At 70.2% G+C, this 18,245-nt stretch carries 15 protein-coding genes and 3 tRNA genes; 3 read left to right on the top strand and 15 right to left on the bottom strand.

Features of this window, described 5'->3' with window-relative positions; all coding sequences use genetic code 11:
- Window positions 1-32 precede the first annotated feature (32 nt).
- The 4 genes from B7K24_RS02870 to B7K24_RS02855 form a co-directional block, all read right to left on the bottom strand.
- Entirely contained in the window at window positions 33-1,082 is a 1,050-nt protein-coding gene (locus B7K24_RS02870) for an NAD-dependent epimerase/dehydratase family protein (protein ID WP_084128572.1), read from the bottom strand.
- Window positions 1,079-2,284, bottom strand: coding sequence for an alcohol dehydrogenase catalytic domain-containing protein (locus B7K24_RS02865; RefSeq protein ID WP_084128570.1), 1,206 nt, complete (start codon window positions 2,282-2,284; stop codon window positions 1,079-1,081). The genes B7K24_RS02870 and B7K24_RS02865 overlap by 4 nt, the downstream gene beginning before the upstream one ends.
- A 193-nt stretch (window positions 2,285-2,477) precedes the next feature.
- Window positions 2,478-2,550, bottom strand: a tRNA-Arg gene (locus B7K24_RS02860).
- Between the two features lie 86 nt (window positions 2,551-2,636).
- A tRNA-Ser gene (locus B7K24_RS02855) sits at window positions 2,637-2,724 on the bottom strand.
- 259 nt (window positions 2,725-2,983) lie between these two features.
- Between B7K24_RS02855 and B7K24_RS02850 the strand changes: the two genes are divergently transcribed.
- Window positions 2,984-3,361 (top strand): helix-turn-helix transcriptional regulator, encoded by a 378-nt coding sequence (locus B7K24_RS02850; protein WP_084128569.1) that lies wholly within the window; start codon window positions 2,984-2,986, stop codon window positions 3,359-3,361.
- A 21-nt stretch (window positions 3,362-3,382) separates the two neighbouring features.
- Here B7K24_RS02850 and B7K24_RS02845 read toward each other — a convergent pair.
- From B7K24_RS02845 to B7K24_RS02820, 6 genes are all read right to left on the bottom strand, one after another.
- Window positions 3,383-3,470, bottom strand: a tRNA-Ser gene (locus B7K24_RS02845).
- A gap of 69 nt (window positions 3,471-3,539) precedes the next feature.
- A complete protein-coding gene (locus B7K24_RS02840) occupies window positions 3,540-3,965 on the bottom strand; it encodes a PIN domain-containing protein (protein WP_159449123.1) in 426 nt (141 codons plus the stop codon).
- An 88-nt stretch (window positions 3,966-4,053) separates the two neighbouring features.
- Window positions 4,054-4,656, bottom strand: coding sequence for an ATP/GTP-binding protein (locus B7K24_RS02835; RefSeq protein WP_084128566.1), 603 nt, complete (start codon window positions 4,654-4,656; stop codon window positions 4,054-4,056).
- Window positions 4,637-5,029 carry a DUF742 domain-containing protein gene (locus tag B7K24_RS02830; protein ID WP_084128564.1) on the bottom strand — a complete coding sequence of 131 codons (393 nt, stop codon included), beginning with the start codon at window positions 5,027-5,029 and terminating at the stop codon, window positions 4,637-4,639. The genes B7K24_RS02835 and B7K24_RS02830 overlap by 20 nt, the downstream gene beginning before the upstream one ends.
- A gap of 15 nt (window positions 5,030-5,044) precedes the next feature.
- Entirely contained in the window at window positions 5,045-5,485 is a 441-nt protein-coding gene (locus tag B7K24_RS02825; protein ID WP_084099782.1) for a roadblock/LC7 domain-containing protein, read from the bottom strand.
- Window positions 5,486-5,548: 63 nt separating this feature from the next.
- The gene (locus tag B7K24_RS02820) at window positions 5,549-10,555 is read right to left on the bottom strand and encodes an ATP-binding protein (protein WP_084128563.1); all 5,007 of its coding nucleotides are present in this window, start codon (window positions 10,553-10,555) and stop codon (window positions 5,549-5,551) included.
- 175 nt (window positions 10,556-10,730) lie between these two features.
- Between B7K24_RS02820 and B7K24_RS02815 the strand changes: the two genes are divergently transcribed.
- Complete coding sequence (locus B7K24_RS02815; protein ID WP_234986528.1) at window positions 10,731-11,693, top strand: NAD(P)H-quinone oxidoreductase; 963 nt, start codon at window positions 10,731-10,733, stop codon at window positions 11,691-11,693.
- Here the strand turns inward: B7K24_RS02815 and B7K24_RS02810 are convergent.
- Genes B7K24_RS02810 through serS form a run of 3 tightly spaced genes read right to left on the bottom strand, consistent with a single transcriptional unit; the run spans window position 11,690 to window position 15,155 of the window.
- Window positions 11,690-12,922 carry an AGE family epimerase/isomerase gene (locus B7K24_RS02810; RefSeq protein ID WP_084128560.1) on the bottom strand — a complete coding sequence of 411 codons (1,233 nt, stop codon included), beginning with the start codon at window positions 12,920-12,922 and terminating at the stop codon, window positions 11,690-11,692. The genes B7K24_RS02815 and B7K24_RS02810 overlap by 4 nt on opposite strands.
- A gap of 59 nt (window positions 12,923-12,981) precedes the next feature.
- Window positions 12,982-13,842 (bottom strand): HAD family hydrolase, encoded by an 861-nt coding sequence (locus tag B7K24_RS02805; RefSeq protein ID WP_234986527.1) that lies wholly within the window; start codon window positions 13,840-13,842, stop codon window positions 12,982-12,984.
- Between the two features lie 41 nt (window positions 13,843-13,883).
- Complete coding sequence (gene serS, locus B7K24_RS02800; protein WP_084128558.1) at window positions 13,884-15,155, bottom strand: serine--tRNA ligase; 1,272 nt, start codon at window positions 15,153-15,155, stop codon at window positions 13,884-13,886.
- A 41-nt stretch (window positions 15,156-15,196) separates the two neighbouring features.
- On the opposite strand from serS, the gene B7K24_RS02795 reads away from it, so the two are divergent.
- Window positions 15,197-16,351: a diacylglycerol kinase family protein gene (locus B7K24_RS02795; protein WP_084128557.1), complete on the top strand. Its 1,155-nt coding sequence runs from the start codon at window positions 15,197-15,199 to the stop codon at window positions 16,349-16,351.
- 7 nt (window positions 16,352-16,358) lie between these two features.
- Here the strand turns inward: B7K24_RS02795 and pheA are convergent, their stop codons facing one another.
- Window positions 16,359-17,315 (bottom strand): prephenate dehydratase, encoded by a 957-nt coding sequence (pheA, locus tag B7K24_RS02790; RefSeq protein WP_084128556.1) that lies wholly within the window; start codon window positions 17,313-17,315, stop codon window positions 16,359-16,361.
- On the bottom strand, window positions 17,312-18,190 hold the full coding sequence (locus B7K24_RS02785) for a glycosyltransferase (protein ID WP_234986526.1): 879 nt from the start codon (window positions 18,188-18,190) through the stop codon (window positions 17,312-17,314). Before B7K24_RS02785 ends, pheA begins: the two co-directional genes overlap by 4 nt.
- Between the last annotated feature and the right edge of the window lie 55 nt (window positions 18,191-18,245).

Here is an 18,245-nt window from a genome sequence, read left to right as displayed (position 1 = left end):
ACAGTAGCGGACACCCACTCCATCGCCCTCACTTATGAGAATCGGTCGCGAGGACGGCGGGGCCGCAGGGGAGGGCTTGCGGTGCCCGCACCGTGGGCGATTCCCGCGACCACACTCCTCACGGCATCGGCCGCCGTATGGCGCGGCTCCCAACCCCACTGATCGCGAGCCTTCGCCGTCGACATGAGCGGCACCGCAATTCCCATGTCGATCCATCCCGGACTGACGGGCAACGCATGCGCGTTCCATCCGGCAGACACCGTCGCGCGCACCAACGGGACGGGCACCTCGCGGTACCGCCCGCCCGCCAGGATGTCTGCCGCCTCGCGCGCATCCACCACGCCCGGCCCCGCAACGTTGAAGGCGCCCGCCGCTCGGTGACGTACCGCCTGCAAATACGCCCGGCCAACGTCATCCGCATGGACCGCTTGCAGGCGCAGCCCCTCGGGCCACGGCAACACGGGCAGGGCCCCGGTGAACGCCACGCCTGGCATCCACCGACCCAGGAAGTAGCGCAGCATCTGCGCGCCCGCGTGCCGCTGAAAGATGAGAGCCGGACGCAGACGAGTGACGGTGACCTCGGGGTGGTCTCGCTCGTGCGCGTCCAGTAGCGCCTCGACGTCCGCCTTGTCCACGCTGTACTCCGACGCGGGGATGCCGTGCGTGGGCCACGTCTCGTTGTGCCGCTCGTCATCGTGGGCGGGTGAGTAGGCGCCCACGGACGATGCGACCACCACGTGGCCCACCCCGGCCCCGCGCGCGGCCTCGAGGACCCGGGCGGTGCCGTCCACGTTGGTGCGGCGCAGCAGGGCGCGGTCGTGATTGGGCTGGATGGCCCACGCGAGGTGGATCACCGCATCGGCCCCCTGCATGGCCTGAGTCAACGTCGCGAGCGCCCGCCCAGGGGCGGGGTCGGCGACGTCCGCCCGCACCCAGGACGCGACGTCGTACGGCTCCGGAGGCGTGCGCCGCGGGACGCGACGCGCCACGGCGACGACCTCGGTGACGTCGTCGGCGTCGCGGAGCGCGCGCAGCACTCCCGTGCCGGCGTTGCCACTCGCGCCGATGACCACCACCTTCATCGGTGGCCGCCGCGGGAGGGATCGAGCACCACCTTGATGCAGCCGTCGTCCTTGGCCTGGAACATCGCGTAGGCATCGGGCGCGGACTCGAGCGGGAGGCGGTGGGTGCGCAGGTCGAGGACGCCCAAGGGGTCGGCGGGGTCGGAGGCCAGCGGCACGAGGTCCGGCATCCATCGGTGCACATTCGCCTGGCCGAAACGCAGGCTGAGTTGCCGGTCGAAGATCTCCATCATCGGCAGCGGGTCGAGCGCGCCTCCGTAGACGCCGACGACGGACACGGTCCCGCCGCGGCGCGCGAGCGAGATCGCGGTCCGCAACGCATCCCGGCGGTCGACGGCCGCGTGCTCGACGAGTGGCTCAGCGAGCGCGTCGGGCAGGCGGCTGACCACCTGGTGGCCCAGGTGGGCGACGGGAGACCTGTGTGCCTCCATGCCGACGGCGTCGATGGTCGAATCGGCTCCGCGTCCGGCGGTGCGATCGAGCACGGCCGCGCTCAGGTCGTCGACATCGCGGGTGTCGAGCACGTCGATGCCGTGGCGAGCGGCCATCGCGAGCCGCTCGGGCACGGAGTCGATGCCGATCACGGTGCCCGCTCCGCGATAGCGCGCGATGCGGGCCACCATCTGGCCGATCGGTCCGAGCCCCACGACCACCACCGAGCCGCCCGGGGGCACCGCCGCGTATTCGACGGCCTGCCATGCCGTCGGGAGGACGTCGGAGAGGTAGAGGTAGCGCTCATCGGGCGAGCCGTCGTCGGGCACGACGACCGGTCCGACGTGCGCCTGCGGCACCCGCAGGTATTCGGCCTGCCCGCCGGGCACGGACCCGTACAGGCGCGTGTACCCAAAGAGCGCCGCGCCCTTGTCCTCGGAGCGCACCTGCGTGGTCTCGCATTGAGAGTGGAGACCGCGCTCGCACATGAAGCAGTGCCCGCAGGCGATGCCGAAGGGCACCACCACGCGGTCACCCACCGACAGCCTGCTCGCTGACGAGCCCACCTCTTCAACCACGCCCATGGACTCGTGCCCGAGGATGTCGCCGGGGTCGAGGTAGGCGCCAAGGACCGAGTACAGGTGGAGGTCGGAGCCACAGATAGCGGTCGAGGTGACTCGGATGATCGCGTCGGTCGGATCGACGAGCTGGGGGTCGGGAACCGTCTCGACCCGCACGTCCTCGCGTCCCTGCCAGGTCAGCGCGCGCATCGGCTCGCCCCGTCGTTGGCCGAACCCTGCGTATGCGGTGCCATGGTTCCTCCCCTGTGAGGTCGATGGATCCCGCAGCCACTCGCCACGGGGCGTACGCCGGGGCAACACGTGAGGCGCGGCAGGCATTTCTCAGACAAGCTCAGGAGAACGACGAAGGCCCCCGCCGTGTGGCGGGGGCCTTCGCATGAAGCGCGCCCGGAGGGATTCGAACCCCCAACCTTCTGATCCGTAGTCAGATGCTCTATCCGTTGAGCTACGGGCGCACGGTCCGTGAGGACCGAGACACAACTATACAGGTTCGGGCGGCGGTTCATGACCACGGGCGCCCGATCCCTGCGTCGTCGCGGGGCGGAGACGGTGGGATTCGAACCCACGGATGGGTTTACCCCATCACATCCTTAGCAGGGATGCACTTTCGGCCGCTCAGTCACGTCTCCCGATGCAGCGGGTACAGGGTACCGGTCGCGGTCCCTTCGGAGCAAAGCGGCTTCCCTGACGGGCGGCCGATGCCGTGGCGGGGCCTCGTACGGCCCTCGCCACGGCATCGGGCCATCCTTGAATTAGCAGCAGCCGCCGCAGCACCCGCCGCCGTTCATCGTCGTGCCGGTCATCTCGCCCACCTCCTTTCGACATATGTCTCATGGCGAAGGTGGCAGTAAGTTAGACATATGTCAAATACTTTGCGAGGATGACGGCATGCCTACCGCACTGCCGATCGTCGACGCGTCTGCTCCCCTGTGCTGCGCGCCCCTGGGGTCGCAGGACTTCTCCCCCCACGATGACGCCGTCGCGATCGCCGCGCGCCTACGCGCGCTGGCCGACGCCAACCGGGTCCGCGTCATCCAGGCGCTGTCATGCTGCGACGGCCACGAGATGACCACGACCGAGGTGGCCGCGCTCCTCGAGGTCGCGGCGCCGACGGCAAGTCACCATTTGCGTCAGCTGGAGACGGCGGGACTCGTCCAGGGACGCCGCGACGGTGCCAAGGTGCACTACGGGCTGCGCCTCGACGCGATGCACGCGGTGTCGCGGGCGCTGCATGTGACGTGCGGGGCCGCCTGCCGTTGCTGTTGAGCGGGGCTGCCTCACCAGACGCGGAGAGTGTGGGATTCGAACCCACGGAGACGGGTTACGCCTCAACGGTTTTCAAGACCGTCACCTTCGGCCGCTCGGTCAACTCTCCTCGGCGCCGTGGCGGCGCCGGTGACCATTGTGCCAGCATGCGAAGCGAGCGCTGACGACTCACGCACGTCTAGAAAGACCCGTGGTGCCAGCCGTCGGGCATGCCGGGCGTCACGACGGTGAGTTCGTACAGTTCCGCGGCCTGGGCGAGCTCCGCGTCGTAGGTCGCGATCGTGTCGATCGCCGGGTGCGCCACGGCTGCCCCCAGGTGCAAGGCCGCGAAGGGCTTCAAGACGGCGGCCGCGTGGGTGGAAATGCCGACGTTCTTGTCGGAAAACCGGATGGCAGGGATGCGTGCCCGGGCCTGCTCGACGACCTCGAACGCTCGCGCCTTCTCGGCGCGGGGATAGAGTTCGGCGGCCTGGCGCAGCTCCGTGAATCCCAGTTGGGTCGTCGCCACCTCGCCCAGACGGGGCAGGATCCACGCGGTGAACTCGTCGAAGTACTTCACGCCGGGCAGGAAGCGCACCAGCGCGGAGCCGTCGACGTAGATCACTCGCACAAGGATATCCCCGCGGGTAGGGAGCCGATGCGCGTGCGCCATTGCACACGCATCGGCCGTCTCAGCGAACGCGAGGGTGTGATTATCCCCGCTTGAGCTGACGCATCGCGAGCTGCACGACGGCGATCAAGGCCTGCTTGGTCGCCGCCTTCTCGCGTGCATCCGTGTACATGACCGGGACCTCGGGCGGGATGCCCAGGGCCTCACGCACGTCCTCGAGGGTGTGGCGAGCCACGCCGTCGAAGCAGTTGACGCAGACCACGAACGGGACGCCGCGGCCCTCGAAGTAGTCGACCGCGGGGAAGCACTGATCGAGGCGCTCGGTGTCGACCAGGACCACGGCGCCGATCGCACCGCGCACCAGGTCGTCCCACATGAACAGGAAGCGGTCCTGGCCGGGCGTGCCGAACAGGTACAACCACAACGAGCCGGGCAACGCGATGCGCCCGAAGTCCATTGCCACGGTGGTGGTGGTCTTGCGGTCGGTGACGCCGCCCGCATCGTCGACACCGATCGACTTCTCCGTCATGGCCGCCTCGGTGTTGAGGGGGTCGATGTCGGAGATCGATCCGATGAACGTCGTCTTGCCCACGGCAAATCCGCCGGCGATGACGATCTTGACGACCGTGGGGGCGACATGCGCGACGGGGGTCGCGACCGCCGCGTCAGAGGGCTGCGATGCCATCAAGGACACTCTCCAGAAGGCTCAGGGAAATGCCGCCGTCCGCGTCATGCGTGGACTGGTCGTCGGCCGTTCCGCCGGTGTGAATGATGAGGTGGTTCTCTGTTGCCAAATCGGTGACAAGCACACGCACCACGCCCAGGGGCAGGCGGGTGTGCGCCGACAACTCAGCGACGGACTGGTACTGCCCCGTCGACAATTGCAGGATGGTGCGCTTCTCTGGCGTGAGGCCGCGCACGGCCTCGACGTCGGAGCTCGATTCCACGAGCGCCTCCATGGGAAGCGTCGTGTTCGCCGCGCTCACGCGTCCACCCGTGACGGCGTAGGGACGGACCGTGTAGGCCTCGTCCTCGTCAGGTAGTTCGCTGTAGCTCATCGGCTGTCACATCCTTCAGACGCGGACTTGTCCGTCGGTGGGAAGGTTCTGACGCATCTCGGTGATGAGCTGCGGGGTGAGGGCGTTCTCGGTGCGCGAGACCAGCAGGGTCATCTCGTAGCCGACGAGGCCCACGTCGCACGTCGAGTCGGCGGCCACGGCGAGCACCGAACCATTCGAGACGCTCATGAGGAACAGGAACAGCTCGTCCATCTCGATGATCGACTGTCGCACCTCACCCGCCTGCAGTTGGCGCGCGGCGCCGCGCGTGAGGCTTGCCATGCCGGACACGACCGCGGCGAGGGTGTCGCCGCCCGTGCGGTCGAGGTTCTTCGACATGGCCATGAGCAGGCCGTCCGCGCTCACGACGAGCGTGTGCCTGGTGCCGGGAACGGTCTGAACGAAGTTGTCCAGCAGCCATCCAAAGTTGGTGGCTTCAGCGCTGAGCTCGGGCAACGGTCCTCCTAGTGTTGGTGCTCCGGGGTGCGGAGACGGGCGTGATGATCGGCGGCGTCATGGTCAGTCCTGGCCCCCCGCGTTCTCTTCGATCTGCGTGGCACGATCGAACTCTTCCGCGTCCTGGCGGGCACGCTGAGTGCCGGAGTAGAACGCGCTAAAGCGGCTACGCACGGCGTCGGCGTCACGCTGTGCGGGTGCGACCTCGACCTCCTCGTCGAGCTTCTTGACCTCGACCGGCGGGGCGTCGCTGGCTCGGCGCTTCTGCAGGCCGGCCCTGGTCTTCTCGATCTTGGGTCGCTCGGACGCAAGCGAGCTGAGCTCGGAGAATGCAGCCGAGGCATAGTCCATGTCGTCACCGTCACGCGGCTCCGGCTGGATGATCGGCTGGTAACTGGTGGTCTGCTCCGGCTCAGCGGCCTGCAAAGCGCTCGCGCCCGCGGCCTCCCAGCCGTGAGCCGTCGCGAGTTCCTCCGGCGTGTAGTGCTGCTCCCCGGGGGTGGCGGCGGCGGGCTCCTCGGGCTCCGGCGCGAACGCCGTCGCCTGAGGCACATAGCCGCCGGCGGGAGCCCAGGACTCGGCCGGCTCGGGTGCCTGCTCGGGCTCCGGCGCGAACGACTGAGGCGTGAACGCCGCGGGAGCGGCCTGAGGCGCGGCGGGCGCCTCCTCCTGCGTCACGGGGGCGCCGAGGGCTCCGGGGTCGCCGAACAGCGAGCCTCGTTCAGGGGTGGCCGATGCCGCGGCAGCCGCCGTATCGCCCATCGCCGCTTCCCATGCGGCGGCCTCGGCCGACGGGGCGTGCGTCGCCTCCTCAGCGGGCGGCTCGGGTGCCGGTGCGACGGCCTCCCACGCGACCGGCTGCGGCGCGAAGGCCTCGGGCGCGTCGAACCTCGGCGTCTCTTGCTCGGGAACGAAGGCCCCGAATCGGGCACCGTCGGTCGGCGTCGGAGCCACGGGCGCGGACGGCGCGGATGGAACGGAGGACACCGGCGCAAACGTCGGCGGCGCCACGGGGTTCGATACCGGCGCCTCGGGAGTGCCGAGCGCAGGCGCAGACCGGTCCGCAGCCGTCGCAGCCGCGCCGTCCTTGCGTCCGCGCCCGAAGAGGCGGGCGAAGAAGCCGGGGCGGTGGTCGTCCTCGACGGCACTCTGGATGAGGTCGTCCAGTTGGGGCGCGGGCGCGGAGGCGGCCGCCTCAACGGGCATGGCGTGAGGCGGTGCCCCATGCCCAGGCGCGGCGTCGTCGTCAAGCGAGACCTTGTCGACTCCCGCGGGTTCGACGGGGGCGAAGCGCTCCTGTTCGGCGTCCGCTGGTTCGTTGCCGTGTCCTGCAGCCGCGACGGCGGCAGTGCCGAACGTGGCGCCACCGGCCACACTGGCCCAGGCGGGTGTCGGATAGTCCTCCTCGGCCGGCTCCGGGGCGAGGTCCCTCACGTCCTCGGCTCGCGCGACGTCGGCGTCCTGAGCGTCAGCGGGGTCGACGGTGTCGATGGAGGGAACGTCCTCGTCCTGCTCGAGGGAAGGAAGCGTCCACGCCTCCTGGGGCTCCTCGAGGGCAGGCACGGGTGAAGGCTCGGCCGGCGCGGTGAAAGCGGGCTGCGCGATCTCGTCCTCGATCACGGGGATCTGGCCCGTGGTCGCGGGGTCGAACTTCGGCAGGCGGAAGCCAGCGGTGCCGGTGTCCTCGTCAGGCTCGAGCGCATACGTCGGGACGGCGGGCTCGGTGGTCGGCGCGGGTTCGGCGTACGGGTCGGCACCGTCGGGCCCGTGCTCCAGCACAGGCTCGGCAGCGGCGTCGCGGGCGGGCTCTGGAGCGGACTGCGAGCGCGCCGCGAAGAAGGCTGCGGCACCGAACGCGCTGGCACCGGCGAGGCCGGCCGCGGACGCGCCATGAGAGGTACCGGGATCCTGCTCGTGTGCGAACTCGCCCGGGTCGACCGCGTCGTCGTCGGCGAAGCCGGGGATCGCCGGCGGCGTCTCGACGGCGTCCGCTGAGACGACCTCGGCCTGGGGCTCGTCGTCCACCAGGCCCGGGATCTCGAAGGCCGGCGCCGCAGCACCAGCGGCACCGAAGCCCTCGTCGTCGGGCGGCAGCGCGACGCCCTCGCGGCGCGCGGACTGGCCCAGCGACTCGGAGGCGGCCTGCTCGGTCTCGCGACGCGAACGGAAGCCACGGAAGACGGAGGCGCGCTCCTCGGCCGATTGGGGTGCAACCTCGGCGGGCGCCACGGAGGGCGTGAAGCCCGCGTCGGTCTCGGCGTCGAGCGCCGACAGCTGTGCGTCCGTGGCGCGGGCGGGCAAGCCCACCACGGGCGTGATACCGGGAGTGGCCTCGGGAGCCGGGACGTCGGCCGAGCGCCGGCGACGGGTCGGAAGTCCGGCCTGGCTCGTCCCGTCCGTCAGGGCACCGGGGTCGGTGGCCTCGGCGCTGGGGGCCGCCTCGGCATCGGCCGCGATGAGCGACTCGATGGACTCGGTCTCGCCACGGGTGGGCAAGGCCCCACCGCGACTCGGCAACGCGGGAGCCTCGTCGGCCGGAGCTCCGGCACGTGCGGGCAGGTCGCCCGTCCGTCCGGCGAGGCTCTCGCCCGCCTGAAGCGCGGCCGGCGCGTACGCGGGCCCGGCGGCAATCTCGCGCTCAGCGGCGGTCGCCGAGACCTCGGCGACAGTGACGGGCGATCCCGCCGCGGCATCGTCCGCGCCCTCGTCCACGGCCATCGAGACGCCGCCCGCAGCCGGCAGCGGCGAGGGCGACTCGGCGCCGCCGGCGAACAGCGAGGACGGCAGAGAGACGACCGCGAGCGTCCCGCGGCCCTCCTGGGAACGAATCTCCACCTGGGCGCCCACACGGCGCGCAATGCGGCCGACCACGAACAGGCCCAGTCGCTGCTCACCGAGGATCTCGGAGGCCGCGGTGGAGCCCACGCGGGCGTTGGCCTCGGCGACCTCGGACTCGGTCATGCCAATGCCGCCGTCTTCGATCTCGACGACGTACCCCAGCTCGGTCTCACCGGTACGCACCGCGACGCGGGTGCCCGGGTCGGAGAACACGGTGGCATTCTCGAGCAGCTCGGCAAACAGGTGGGCGGCGGTGAGCGCCATGTGGCCCAGCATCTCGGGGTCCACGTCGAGCTCGAGGTCGATGCGCTCATAGAGCTCGATCTCGGACGACGCGGTGCGGATGACGTCGGACAGCGGCATGGGGCGGCGCAGGCGACGACCCGTGTCGATGCCCGCGAGCACGAGCAGCGACTCGGAGTTGCGTCGCATTCGCGTCGCGAGGTGGTCGAGGGCGAACAGCTTGGTCAACGTGTTCGGGTCGTCCTCGGTGCGCTCCATCTCGTCGATGGACGACAGCTGGCGGTTCAGCAGCACCTGGTCGCGGCGCGCGACGTTGACGAACATCTCGGAGATCGATCCACGCAGGGCGGCCTGCTCGGCGGCGATCGACAGGGTGGCCGCGTTCACGCCGTTGAACGCCTCCGCGAGACGTCCCACCTCGTCTCGCGACTCCACGGGAATCTGCACCTCGGTGAAGTCCACGTCCTCACCAGGAATGGCGACGCGCTCCACCAGGCGGGGCAGCTCCTGCTCGACCGCTGTCGCCGTCGTGGTGAGGCGGCGCAGCGGGCCGATGATGCGGCGCGCGATCACGAGAGCGATGATGACCGAGACGATAACGATGGCAAGCGCGGCGAGCGCGGTCAGGATCGCCTGGGTCGCCGCAGACTGCGTGATCGCGGCGGCGTCGGCCGTCACCGCGGTCCACATGTCCTCACGCAGGGGCTCGTAGACACCGAGCTCTTCAGACACCTGGGTGTCCCATTCCGAGTCACGCTCACGCACCAGAGACGCGTCGAGGCCGGTCAGGACCTGCGTGCGCACCGATTCGAAGGAGGACTCGCCGAGGCCGTCGCCCGCCGACGCTCCGAATGGCGGGACCTCCTCGGAGCCATCGACGGCGAGCGAGGATTCCTGTGCGTCTTCGAGAGAGATGTCGGTGCGCGCGGTCATCGTTCGCGCGTCGGCAGCCTCACCGGGCAGGAACTCGCCCACACGCAGCAAACGGTCGATCTGGACCTGCTCGTAGCGGATGTTCTCGACGAGTTGGTCAAGGTCGCCGTACGCGGACACTCCGGCGGCAAGGTCGCGGTCGCCCATCGCAAGGGCAACCGAGGACGCCGACCGCACGGTGCCGTCGATCACGGTCGTGTAGAAATTCGTCAGCGTGCCGATGTTCGCGCTCGCGTCACGGACCGTGGCACGCCGGTCGGGCAGCGCCGCCATGAGCTCCTGGCCCTCGCCCAGGGCGGCGATCGCCTCGACGTTCTCTGCATTGCCTGCCAGCAAGTCGCGGTTCTGCATGAGCAGTGCGACCTTGCCGTCGACGGCGCCGGTAGCGACGTCATATGCGCGGCGGAAGTCGAGCGGCTCGGTGAACAGCGTGGTGGCAGCGTCGGACTCGGCGCCCAGACGGAAGGCGAGTGCCGCGAGCGGAATATCGAGGCCCGTGTCCTCAGGCAGTCCGTCCGCAATAGCGTCGATCGCTGCGGCGGCCTGCTCATAGGCCGCCTGCATGTCCGCGACATCGGCGTCGGCGGGGAAGGTCAGCCATCCGCCGTCGGTCTCGGGCGCCCCGAGGCTCACGGCGCGGGCGCTCTCCATGATGCCGTTGCCGGTGCGCTGCACGGCGGCAGCGATGTCGGCACGGATTTGCTCGGCGTCGACGGAGGCACCCTCCGCGTCTTCGGACGTGGCCGAACCGATGCCGTTCAATGTTTCGTCAAGCGTCGTCACGGCCTCATCGGTGAGAGACTCGGCCTCTTCACGCTGGTCCTGGCCGTTTTGCACGGCCGAGGTGAAGTTCGTACCTGCCAGACGCTCGTCCTGGAAGTCGTTCTCCAGCAGTCGGGCGGAGCCCAGCACGCTCAGCACGGACTCGGCGTCGCGCGCCTCGCGCCACGTCTGCAGCGAGCCGGACACGATGAATCCCGCGCCAAGCACCAGCACCAGAATAGGCACCGCTACTACCGCGAGGATCTTCCCGCGAATTCCAAGCCTCTGGAGCATTAACCTTCTCCCTCACGAGCCGACGCTCGGGGCACAGGTCTTCTCCTGGCGTCCCCTCAGCGATCGAACCTCTCGGTTATCGGCGTCCTCACCGCGAACCTTGAAGTCTGATGGCTCATTGCCGCTTGAGACGCTATATGGTGGCCGCCATGACGCGAAACTTCGGGCGATTCGTGTGATATTTTCCACACTCGGCCTCGACGACACTGAGCCTCGCGGGTCCGTCGCCGACGTCCCCGATCCCGTGCCTGGCGAGCATGAGCTGCTTATCCAGGTGGCGGCGGCCGGGGTGAACCGTGCCGACCTTTTGCAGGCTGCTGGCCACTACCCCCCGCCGCCGGGAGCACCCGCGCATCTGGGTCTCGAAGTCTCCGGCACCGTGACGGCGATCGGTGACGCCGTCACCACGCACGCCGTGGGTGACCGGGTGGTCGCGTTGCTCGCAGGCGGTGGCTACGCCGATGTCGTGGTGGTCCACGAGGACCTCGCACTGCCGGTCCCCGCCGGAGTCGACCTCGTCGAAGCGGGCGGCCTGATGGAGGCCGCCTGCACCGTGTGGTCCAACCTTGAGGCGGCCGATGCCGCGGCGGGGCAGACCTTGTTGATCCACGGGGGTTCGGGCGGGGTGGGTTCGCTCGCCATCCAGATCGGCGTGGCGATGGGCATGCGGGTGTTCGCGACCGCAGGCGGCGCCGAGCGTGCCCGCCGATGCGAGGACCTGGGCGCCGAGCGCGGCATCGACCATCGCGGGGAGGACTTCGTCGAGACCCTCCGTGAGGGCGGGGGCGCCGACGTCATTCTCGACGTCGTGGGTGCCGCCTACCTGGAACGCAATCTCGCGGCGCTGAGCACCGGCGGCGCGCTCGTCATCATCGGTATGCAAAAGGGCTCGAAGGGCGAGCTCGACCTGGGTCGGCTGCTCGCCAAGCGCGCCCGCGTCATCGGGACCACGCTGCGTGCACGGCCCCACGCGGAGAAGGCCGCCATCGTCGCGGGCGTCGCCCGCGATGTGTGGCCGCTCGTGCCCGGACGAGTATCGCCCGTGGTGCACGCGACCTACCCGCTTGCCGAGGCATCGTCCGCCCAGGCCGCCCTCGCCGAGGGTGGGGTGTTCGGGAAGATCCTGCTGTTGCCCTAGTCGAGGTTGCCCGCGGCGAGCGACGGCGCAAGCGCGGGGGTGACGGGCAGGCGGGGCAGCAGCGTCGCCTGAAGCGCGTGATACACGTCGGCCTTGCCGGGCCAGACGGTGCCGCTGACGGCGAGGTCGGGGCCCAGCTCGTGCCACCACGAGCCTGACTCCAGGTCCAGCAGGTGCTCGCCGACGAAGTCCCACCAGCGCTCGTAGTCGGCGGCATAGTCGGGCACCTTCGTGACACGCCACAGGGCGGCCGCAGCGCCGATGGCCTCGGCCACCACCCAATGCATACGCTCGCGCACCACGGGCTGACCATCCCAGTCGACGGTGTAGACGAAGCCCGCCTCGCCGTCGACATGCCAGCCCTCGCGCACACCCGCGGCGTAGAGGTCGCGCGCGGCGTCCCTCATCCACGCGGGCGGTTCAAGGCCCGACTGCTGCAGCGCGGAGGCGGCCTGCAGCGTGAGCCGGCTCCATTCGAACCAGTGGCCGATGGTCGCGCCGTACGGGCGGAACGGGTGAGAGGGGGTGGCCTCGTTGTAGTCCAAAAGGGGCTTCCACTCGGAGTCGAAGTGCTCGGGCAGACGCCACTCCTGGCCACGGGCAAACACGTTGATCGCGCGCTCGACGATGCGGGCGGCGCGATGCAACCACGTCTTGTCGCCGGTCACGTCCGCGGCGGCGAGATAGGCCTCCACCGTATGCATGTTGGCGTTGATCCCGCGGTAGTCCTCGATGTCGCCCCACTCGCGGGTGAACGCCTCGCGACTCATGCCCTCGTCGTCGTCCCAGAAGTGCTCGGCGTGCGTCGCGAGGGCGTCGTCCAAGAGCTGTTGCGCCTCGGGGCGGCCGGCCGCGACGGCCGAGGAGGCCGCGAGGATCACAAAGGCGTGTCCGTAGGCCTCCTTGGCGGTGTTCGTCGGACCGTCGGCGCCCACCGCGGCGAACCAGCCGCCGTGCTCATGGTCACGCAGGCGTCCCGCCAGGGCGTCGAGGCCGTGGTCGACCAGGGCCGCCGCGCCCGGGTGGCCCATGAGCGTGGCCAGCGCGAACGAGTGCGTCATGCGGCAGGTGACCCACAGCTCGACATCGGCGTGCGGGTCGAGCGTGCCGTCGGCGAGCAGCATGCCGAAGCCGCCATCTCCGTGGCGTGACGCGCGTGCGAAGTCCAGCAGGCGGGTGCTTTCCGCCTCGAGCCAGCGATGGTGCGAGGGGGCCGTGATCCAAGACATGGCGCCAGCGTAGCGACGTGACCGCTCTGGAGGGACGAGGAGGCGAAGCGACGCGCCTGCTACATCACCGCGAGACGGTCGGGATCGATGAGACGAGTCAGCACCTCGAGGATGCCGTCTTCCTCGACAGTGCCGATGACTTCGCCCGCCGCCTCACGTACCCGCGCGGGGGCGGTGCCCATCGCGGCCGAACGTCCCGCCCACCGCAGCATCTCGATGTCGTTGTTGCCATCCCCCACGGCGACCGTGTGATCGGGGTAGACGCCCAGCTGCTGGCGCAGGTGCTCGAGGGCCGATGCCTTGGTGACGTTGGGCGGGGTGAGGTCCAGCCAGGCGTCGTAGCCCACGGCATAGGTGACGTCGTTGAGGCCGATACGGTGGACGAGGTCGTCGAAGTGGCTCACGTCCGCGCCGGGAGCGCGAATGACCACGCGGGTGGCCTCACCCTCAGCGAGCTCGTCGAAGTCGTTCACCAGGATCTGGCGCCCCACGAGCTCACCCATGGGGAACTCCTGGTTGACCCGGAAACCCACGCCGAGGTCCTCGACGGCGACGAAGGCGCCGGGCATCTCGTGGCGGACCAGCTCGAGCGCGGCGCGAGGGTTGAAGGTGACGGTCTCGACAATGTCGTAGCCGCCGGGCGTCGCGGGGTTCAGGCGGATCGTCACCGCTCCGTTAGAGCACACCGCCCATCCACGCCGGATGCCGAGCGCCTCAGCGACGGGCAAGGTGCCCAGAATGTTGCGACCGGTGGCGAGGATGACGTGGTTGCGGCACATGCGCACCTGCTCGACCGCGCGGATCACGGCCGGCGAGATCTCACCGCCCCAGTGCATGAGCGTGCCGTCGATATCGAGGCCCACGAGCCCCCACGAGTCCTGATCGAGGGGCGGGCGCATCTCATCGGGGCTCAGCGTCATGCCTCGAGCCTACGTCACGGGCGCAGGCGCCCTCCCGCGGCCTACGCGACCGGCTGGAGGTACTCGACGCCGCCCAGGTAGGGACGCAGGATCTCGGGCACGTACACCGAGCCGTCGGCCTGCTGGTGGTTCTCGAGCAGCGCGACCAGCCACCGGGTGGTGCCGATGGTGCCGTTGATGGTCGCCACCGCGGTGGTGCCCTTGTCTGCCCGCTCACGAATGTTGAGGCGACGCGCCTGGTAGGTGGTGCAGTTGGAGGTCGAGGTGACCTCCATCCACCGCTCCTGGCTCGGCAGCCACGCCTCGCAGTCAAACTTGCGCGCCGCGCTCGAGCCCAGGTCGCCTGCCGCCGTGTCGATCACGCGGTATGGCAGCTCGAGGGCCTTCAGCATCTCCTCCTCGATGGACAGGAAGCGCTCGTGCTCGGCGGAGGCGTCCTCGGCGTGCGCATAGGAGAACATCTCCACCTTGTGGAACTGGTGCACACGGATGATGCCGCGGGTGTCGCGGCCGGCCGATCCGGCCTCGCGGCGGTAGCAGGCGCTCCAGCCTGCGTAGCGCAGCGGGCCTTCGGTGAGGTCGATGATCTCGTCGGCGTGATAGCCCGCGAGCGCCACCTCCGAGGTGCCGACGAGGTACATGTCGTCGCGTTCGAGGTAGTAGATCTCCTCGGCGTGCTTGCCGAGGAAGCCGGTGCCGGCCATCGTCTCGGGACGCACCAGCGTGGGCGTGATCGTGGGCGAGAAGCCGCGCTCAAACGCGAGATTCATCGCGGCGTTGAGGATCGCCAACTCGAGCCGTGCGCCGATGCCGGTGAGGAAGTAGAAGCGCGCGCCTGACACCTTTGCGCCGCGCTCCATGTCGATGGCCTTCAGCCCCTCGCCGATCGCGAGGTGGTCCTTGACCTCGACGCCCTCGGCCGCGAAGTCGCGCGGGGCGCCCTCGTGCCGCAGCACCGTGAAATCATCCTCGCCGCCGCTGGGAACGCCGGGCTCAGGGATGTTGCCCAACGACCGGGCGAGCTCGATCGCCCGGGCGGCCGCGGCATCGGCCGTCGCCTGTGCCTGCTTGACCGCCGCCGCCAGCTCCTTCGTGCGAGCCAGCAGCGCCTGCTTCTCGTCACCCTGCGCTTTCGCGACCTCCTTGCCCAGGCTCTTCTGCTCGGCGCGCTTGGCCTCGAAGTCCGCGAGCGCCGCACGGTGCTGGGCGTCAGCCTCGAGCACCTGATCCACGACCGCGGGGTCGTCGCCGCGCGAGCGCTGGCTGTCCCTCACGAGGTCCGGTTCGGCGCGCAGGAGCTTGAGGTCAATCATGACCGCGAGTCTATCGGGGGCGTACGCGTAGGCTCTCCCTCATGGTGTGGGTATGGATCCTGGGCGCGACGGCGCTGGTGTTGGCCCTGTTCGCGACCATGCTGTCCGTCACGCTCGCGCGCCAGATCGGCAAGCGCGACCCCTCCGCGCTCCCCCGCGGCTGGCGCACCTTCCTGCGGATCGCCCCCGTGGCAGCCACGCCCGCGACGGGCGTCACCCTCGATACCGACAACCGCGCGCAGATCGCGTTCATCGTCAACCCCACGAAGGACGGCACCGCCGAGTTGCGCGAGCGGGCCATGCGCGCATGCGCGATTCGCTACCTGCCCGAGCCCATGTGGATCTACACCACGGAGGAGGACCCTGGGACCGGCCAGGCGCGCGACGCCATCGAGGCGGGGGCCGATGTCGTGGTCGCCGTGGGCGGCGACGGCACCGTCCGCGCGGTCGCCGAGGCGCTCGCGGGCGAGGACGTCGCAATGGGCATCATCCCTCTCGGCACCGGCAACCTGTTTGCGCGCAACCTGGACCTGCCGCTGGCAGACACCGGCGCGCTGCTGCGCATCGTCATCGAGGGCAGCGTGTCGCGCGTGGATGTCGGCTGGCTCGACATCGAGCGTGCGTTTCCCGCCTCCCGGGAGGGTTCCACGCACTTGTTCCTCGTGATGGCAGGGGCGGGCATCGACGCGGAGATGGTCGCCGGCGCGGACCCCATCCTGAAGAAGCGCCTGGGGTGGATGGCGTACTTCTTCGCCGCCGTCGAGCACCTCGGCGACAAGCGCATCAAGGCCACCGTGACCGTCGACGAGGGCCTGCCTCTGGAGGCCGAGATGCGGACGGTCCTCATGGCCAACGCGGGGCGCCTGCCCGGCGGTCTGCAGCTCATCCCCGACGCCTCGGTCACCGACGGCGAGCTGGACATCGCGACGCTCGACGCGCGTGGAGGCCTGGTCGGCTGGACCGAGCTCTTTGGCTCCGTGGTCGCTCAGGGCGCCGGCATCAAGCAGACGGAACTGCTGCGCACCTGGCGCACGTCCCGCATCGACCACCGCCGCGGCCAGTCCGTGACGATCGACATGGACAGCCCGCAACGCGTGCAGGTCGACGGCGAGTCGCTCGGACGCGCCTCGCGTGTGAAGGGCCGCATCCAGGCCGGCGGCCTCCTGATCAAGGTCCCGGCCGGCATCACGCCGTAGGCGGAGGCTAGATCGCCGCCGTACCGTTCCTGAGGGCCTCGACCCACGAGTGCGCACGGCTGAACGACTCCTCGCTGTCGTCCATCTCGATGGGCGTGGGCTCACGATCCGCGGCGGGGTACGAGCCCAAGAAGCGCACGAGGGGACAGGTGCGCTTGAGGCCGATCAAGGCCTCGGCCATGCGCGCCTCACCGATGTGACCCAAGGCGTCCACGGAGAACGAGTACTCGCCCGGACGGTCGCCAATGGGCCGCGACTCGATGCGTGACAGGTTCACGCCGCGCACGGCGAACTGCTCGAGCATTTCGAGCAGCGCGCCCGCGCGGTCGTTGGGCAGGTGAATGACGAGGGTGGTCTTGTCGGCTCCGGTCGGCTCCCCCATGGCGCGGGGACGGCCCACCTTCACGAACCGCGTCGCGGCGGTGGCGTTGTCCGCCACGCGGTCGGCGAGCACCGTGAGGCCCAGCGCCTCGCCCGTACCGGGGGGCGCGAGCGCGGCCTCGAAGCCCAAGGACTCGAGCGGCCGGGAGTCATCGGCGAGCGCGACGGCGGCCGCGGCATTCGACGTGGCCGAGACGAACTCGGCGCGCGGCAGGGTCGCGTTGGCCCACCGGCGCACCTGTGCCCACGCGTGCGAGTGGGCGCTCACCGCGGTGATCCCATCGAGCTCGGTGCCGGGCCGGACCAGCAGCTCGAAGGCAATCGGCAGGACCGTCTCGCCCAGAATGACCAGCGGCTCGCCCGTGGCGAGGGTGTCGAGCGTCGCGGTCACGCCGCCCTCGACCGTGTTCTCGATGGCCACGACGGCGTAGTCGACGTCACCCGATCGCACCGCGTTCAAGGCCGTGAGGACGTCGACCGCGGGCACATACTCGGCCTCGTCGGGGCTCACCAGGGTACGCAGCGCCGCCTCGGTGAAGGTGCCGGCTGGCCCCAGAAAGGCATAACGGGGCAGGTCGGTCACTCGTCCTCCTCGGCGTCGCGCCGCCCGGGCATGCGCGCTCTCATCGCGGATTGGGTCTGGTTGAGCGCGCCACGCATGCGCCGCGAGCTAATCGCCATCATCACGTCACGGTAGCGCGTGATCTTGGACGTGCCCTCGCCCATGGAGCCGGCGCGCGGGGCGTCGCCAAGGTCACATTCGACTTCGGTGACGGTGAGGCCGGCGTGCATGACGTCGAGCGTCATCGCGACCTCGAGCCCCGTACCGCGGGCCAGCGGCATGGCCGCCTCGAGCGCCTCGCGGGTGAGACAACGAATGGGTCCGAGCGGCTCCTCTGGAGTCCAGCCCGAGGCCTGCTCCACGGCCCGCCGCGCGATCTTGGTCGACGGTCCCTCGACCCGGGCTCGGCCGTCGGCACGGGCAACCGCGAGATCGGCCACATGCTCGGTGACCGCCGCCACGAGCGGTGCGGCGCCCACGGCGTAGTGGCCCAAGACGCCAGGCAACAGCAGGATGGCGCGCGGCTCACGCCCCGGTTCGTCACGCATGGCGATCACGGAGGCGCCGGTCTCGATCGATGCCGTGCGCCCTCGGGGGTGCGAGTGGCGCACCACCACGGCGCCGGCCTTGCGGGCTAGCTGCTGGGTGTTGTCCGTCGAGGCGTCATCCACCACCAGCACGAGGTCTACGCCGGGAATCGCGAGCGCGGCGCGCACCGTGGCGGCGATCCGGCGAGCGGCATCGTGCGCGACGATCAGCGCGGCGGCGACATGGAGGTCTTCAGGGCCGTTCACGGTGCGACGAACGCGACCGGCGCGCGGGCGGGCACGACGGGCTGCGCCGTCGGTGCCGTCATCGGCCGACGGCGCCGGGGAAGACGCGCGTGCGGGTGCCACGAGGACCAGCCTAGTGCGCCCTGGGACCGACTTTGGTGCGTTCTTGGCAGAATCG

It is taken from the genome of Demequina sp. NBRC 110055 (assembly GCF_002090135.1).
Lineage (GTDB): Bacteria > Actinomycetota > Actinomycetes > Actinomycetales > Demequinaceae > Demequina.
This window is presented reverse-complemented; position numbering and strand designations above follow the sequence as displayed.

Excerpts from the sequence above, each read along its gene's own strand:
- B7K24_RS02870 (WP_084128572.1), bottom strand. The coding sequence starts at position 1,082 with ATGAAGGTGGTGGTCATCGGCGCGAGTGGCAACGCCGGCACGGGAGTG.
- serS (WP_084128558.1), bottom strand. The coding sequence starts at position 15,155 with ATGATTGACCTCAAGCTCCTGCGCGCCGAACCGGACCTCGTGAGGGAC.
- B7K24_RS02810 (WP_084128560.1), bottom strand. The coding sequence starts at position 12,922 with ATGTCTTGGATCACGGCCCCCTCGCACCATCGCTGGCTCGAGGCGGAA.
- B7K24_RS02820 (WP_084128563.1), bottom strand. The coding sequence starts at position 10,555 with ATGCTCCAGAGGCTTGGAATTCGCGGGAAGATCCTCGCGGTAGTAGCG.
- B7K24_RS02835 (WP_084128566.1), bottom strand. The coding sequence starts at position 4,656 with ATGGCATCGCAGCCCTCTGACGCGGCGGTCGCGACCCCCGTCGCGCAT.
- B7K24_RS02805 (WP_234986527.1), bottom strand. The coding sequence starts at position 13,842 with ATGACGCTGAGCCCCGATGAGATGCGCCCGCCCCTCGATCAGGACTCG.
- B7K24_RS02850 (WP_084128569.1), top strand. The coding sequence starts at position 2,984 with ATGCCTACCGCACTGCCGATCGTCGACGCGTCTGCTCCCCTGTGCTGC.
- B7K24_RS02830 (WP_084128564.1), bottom strand. The coding sequence starts at position 5,029 with ATGAGCTACAGCGAACTACCTGACGAGGACGAGGCCTACACGGTCCGT.
- B7K24_RS02795 (WP_084128557.1), top strand. The coding sequence starts at position 15,197 with ATGGTGTGGGTATGGATCCTGGGCGCGACGGCGCTGGTGTTGGCCCTG.
- B7K24_RS02865 (WP_084128570.1), bottom strand. The coding sequence starts at position 2,284 with ATGCGCGCGCTGACCTGGCAGGGACGCGAGGACGTGCGGGTCGAGACG.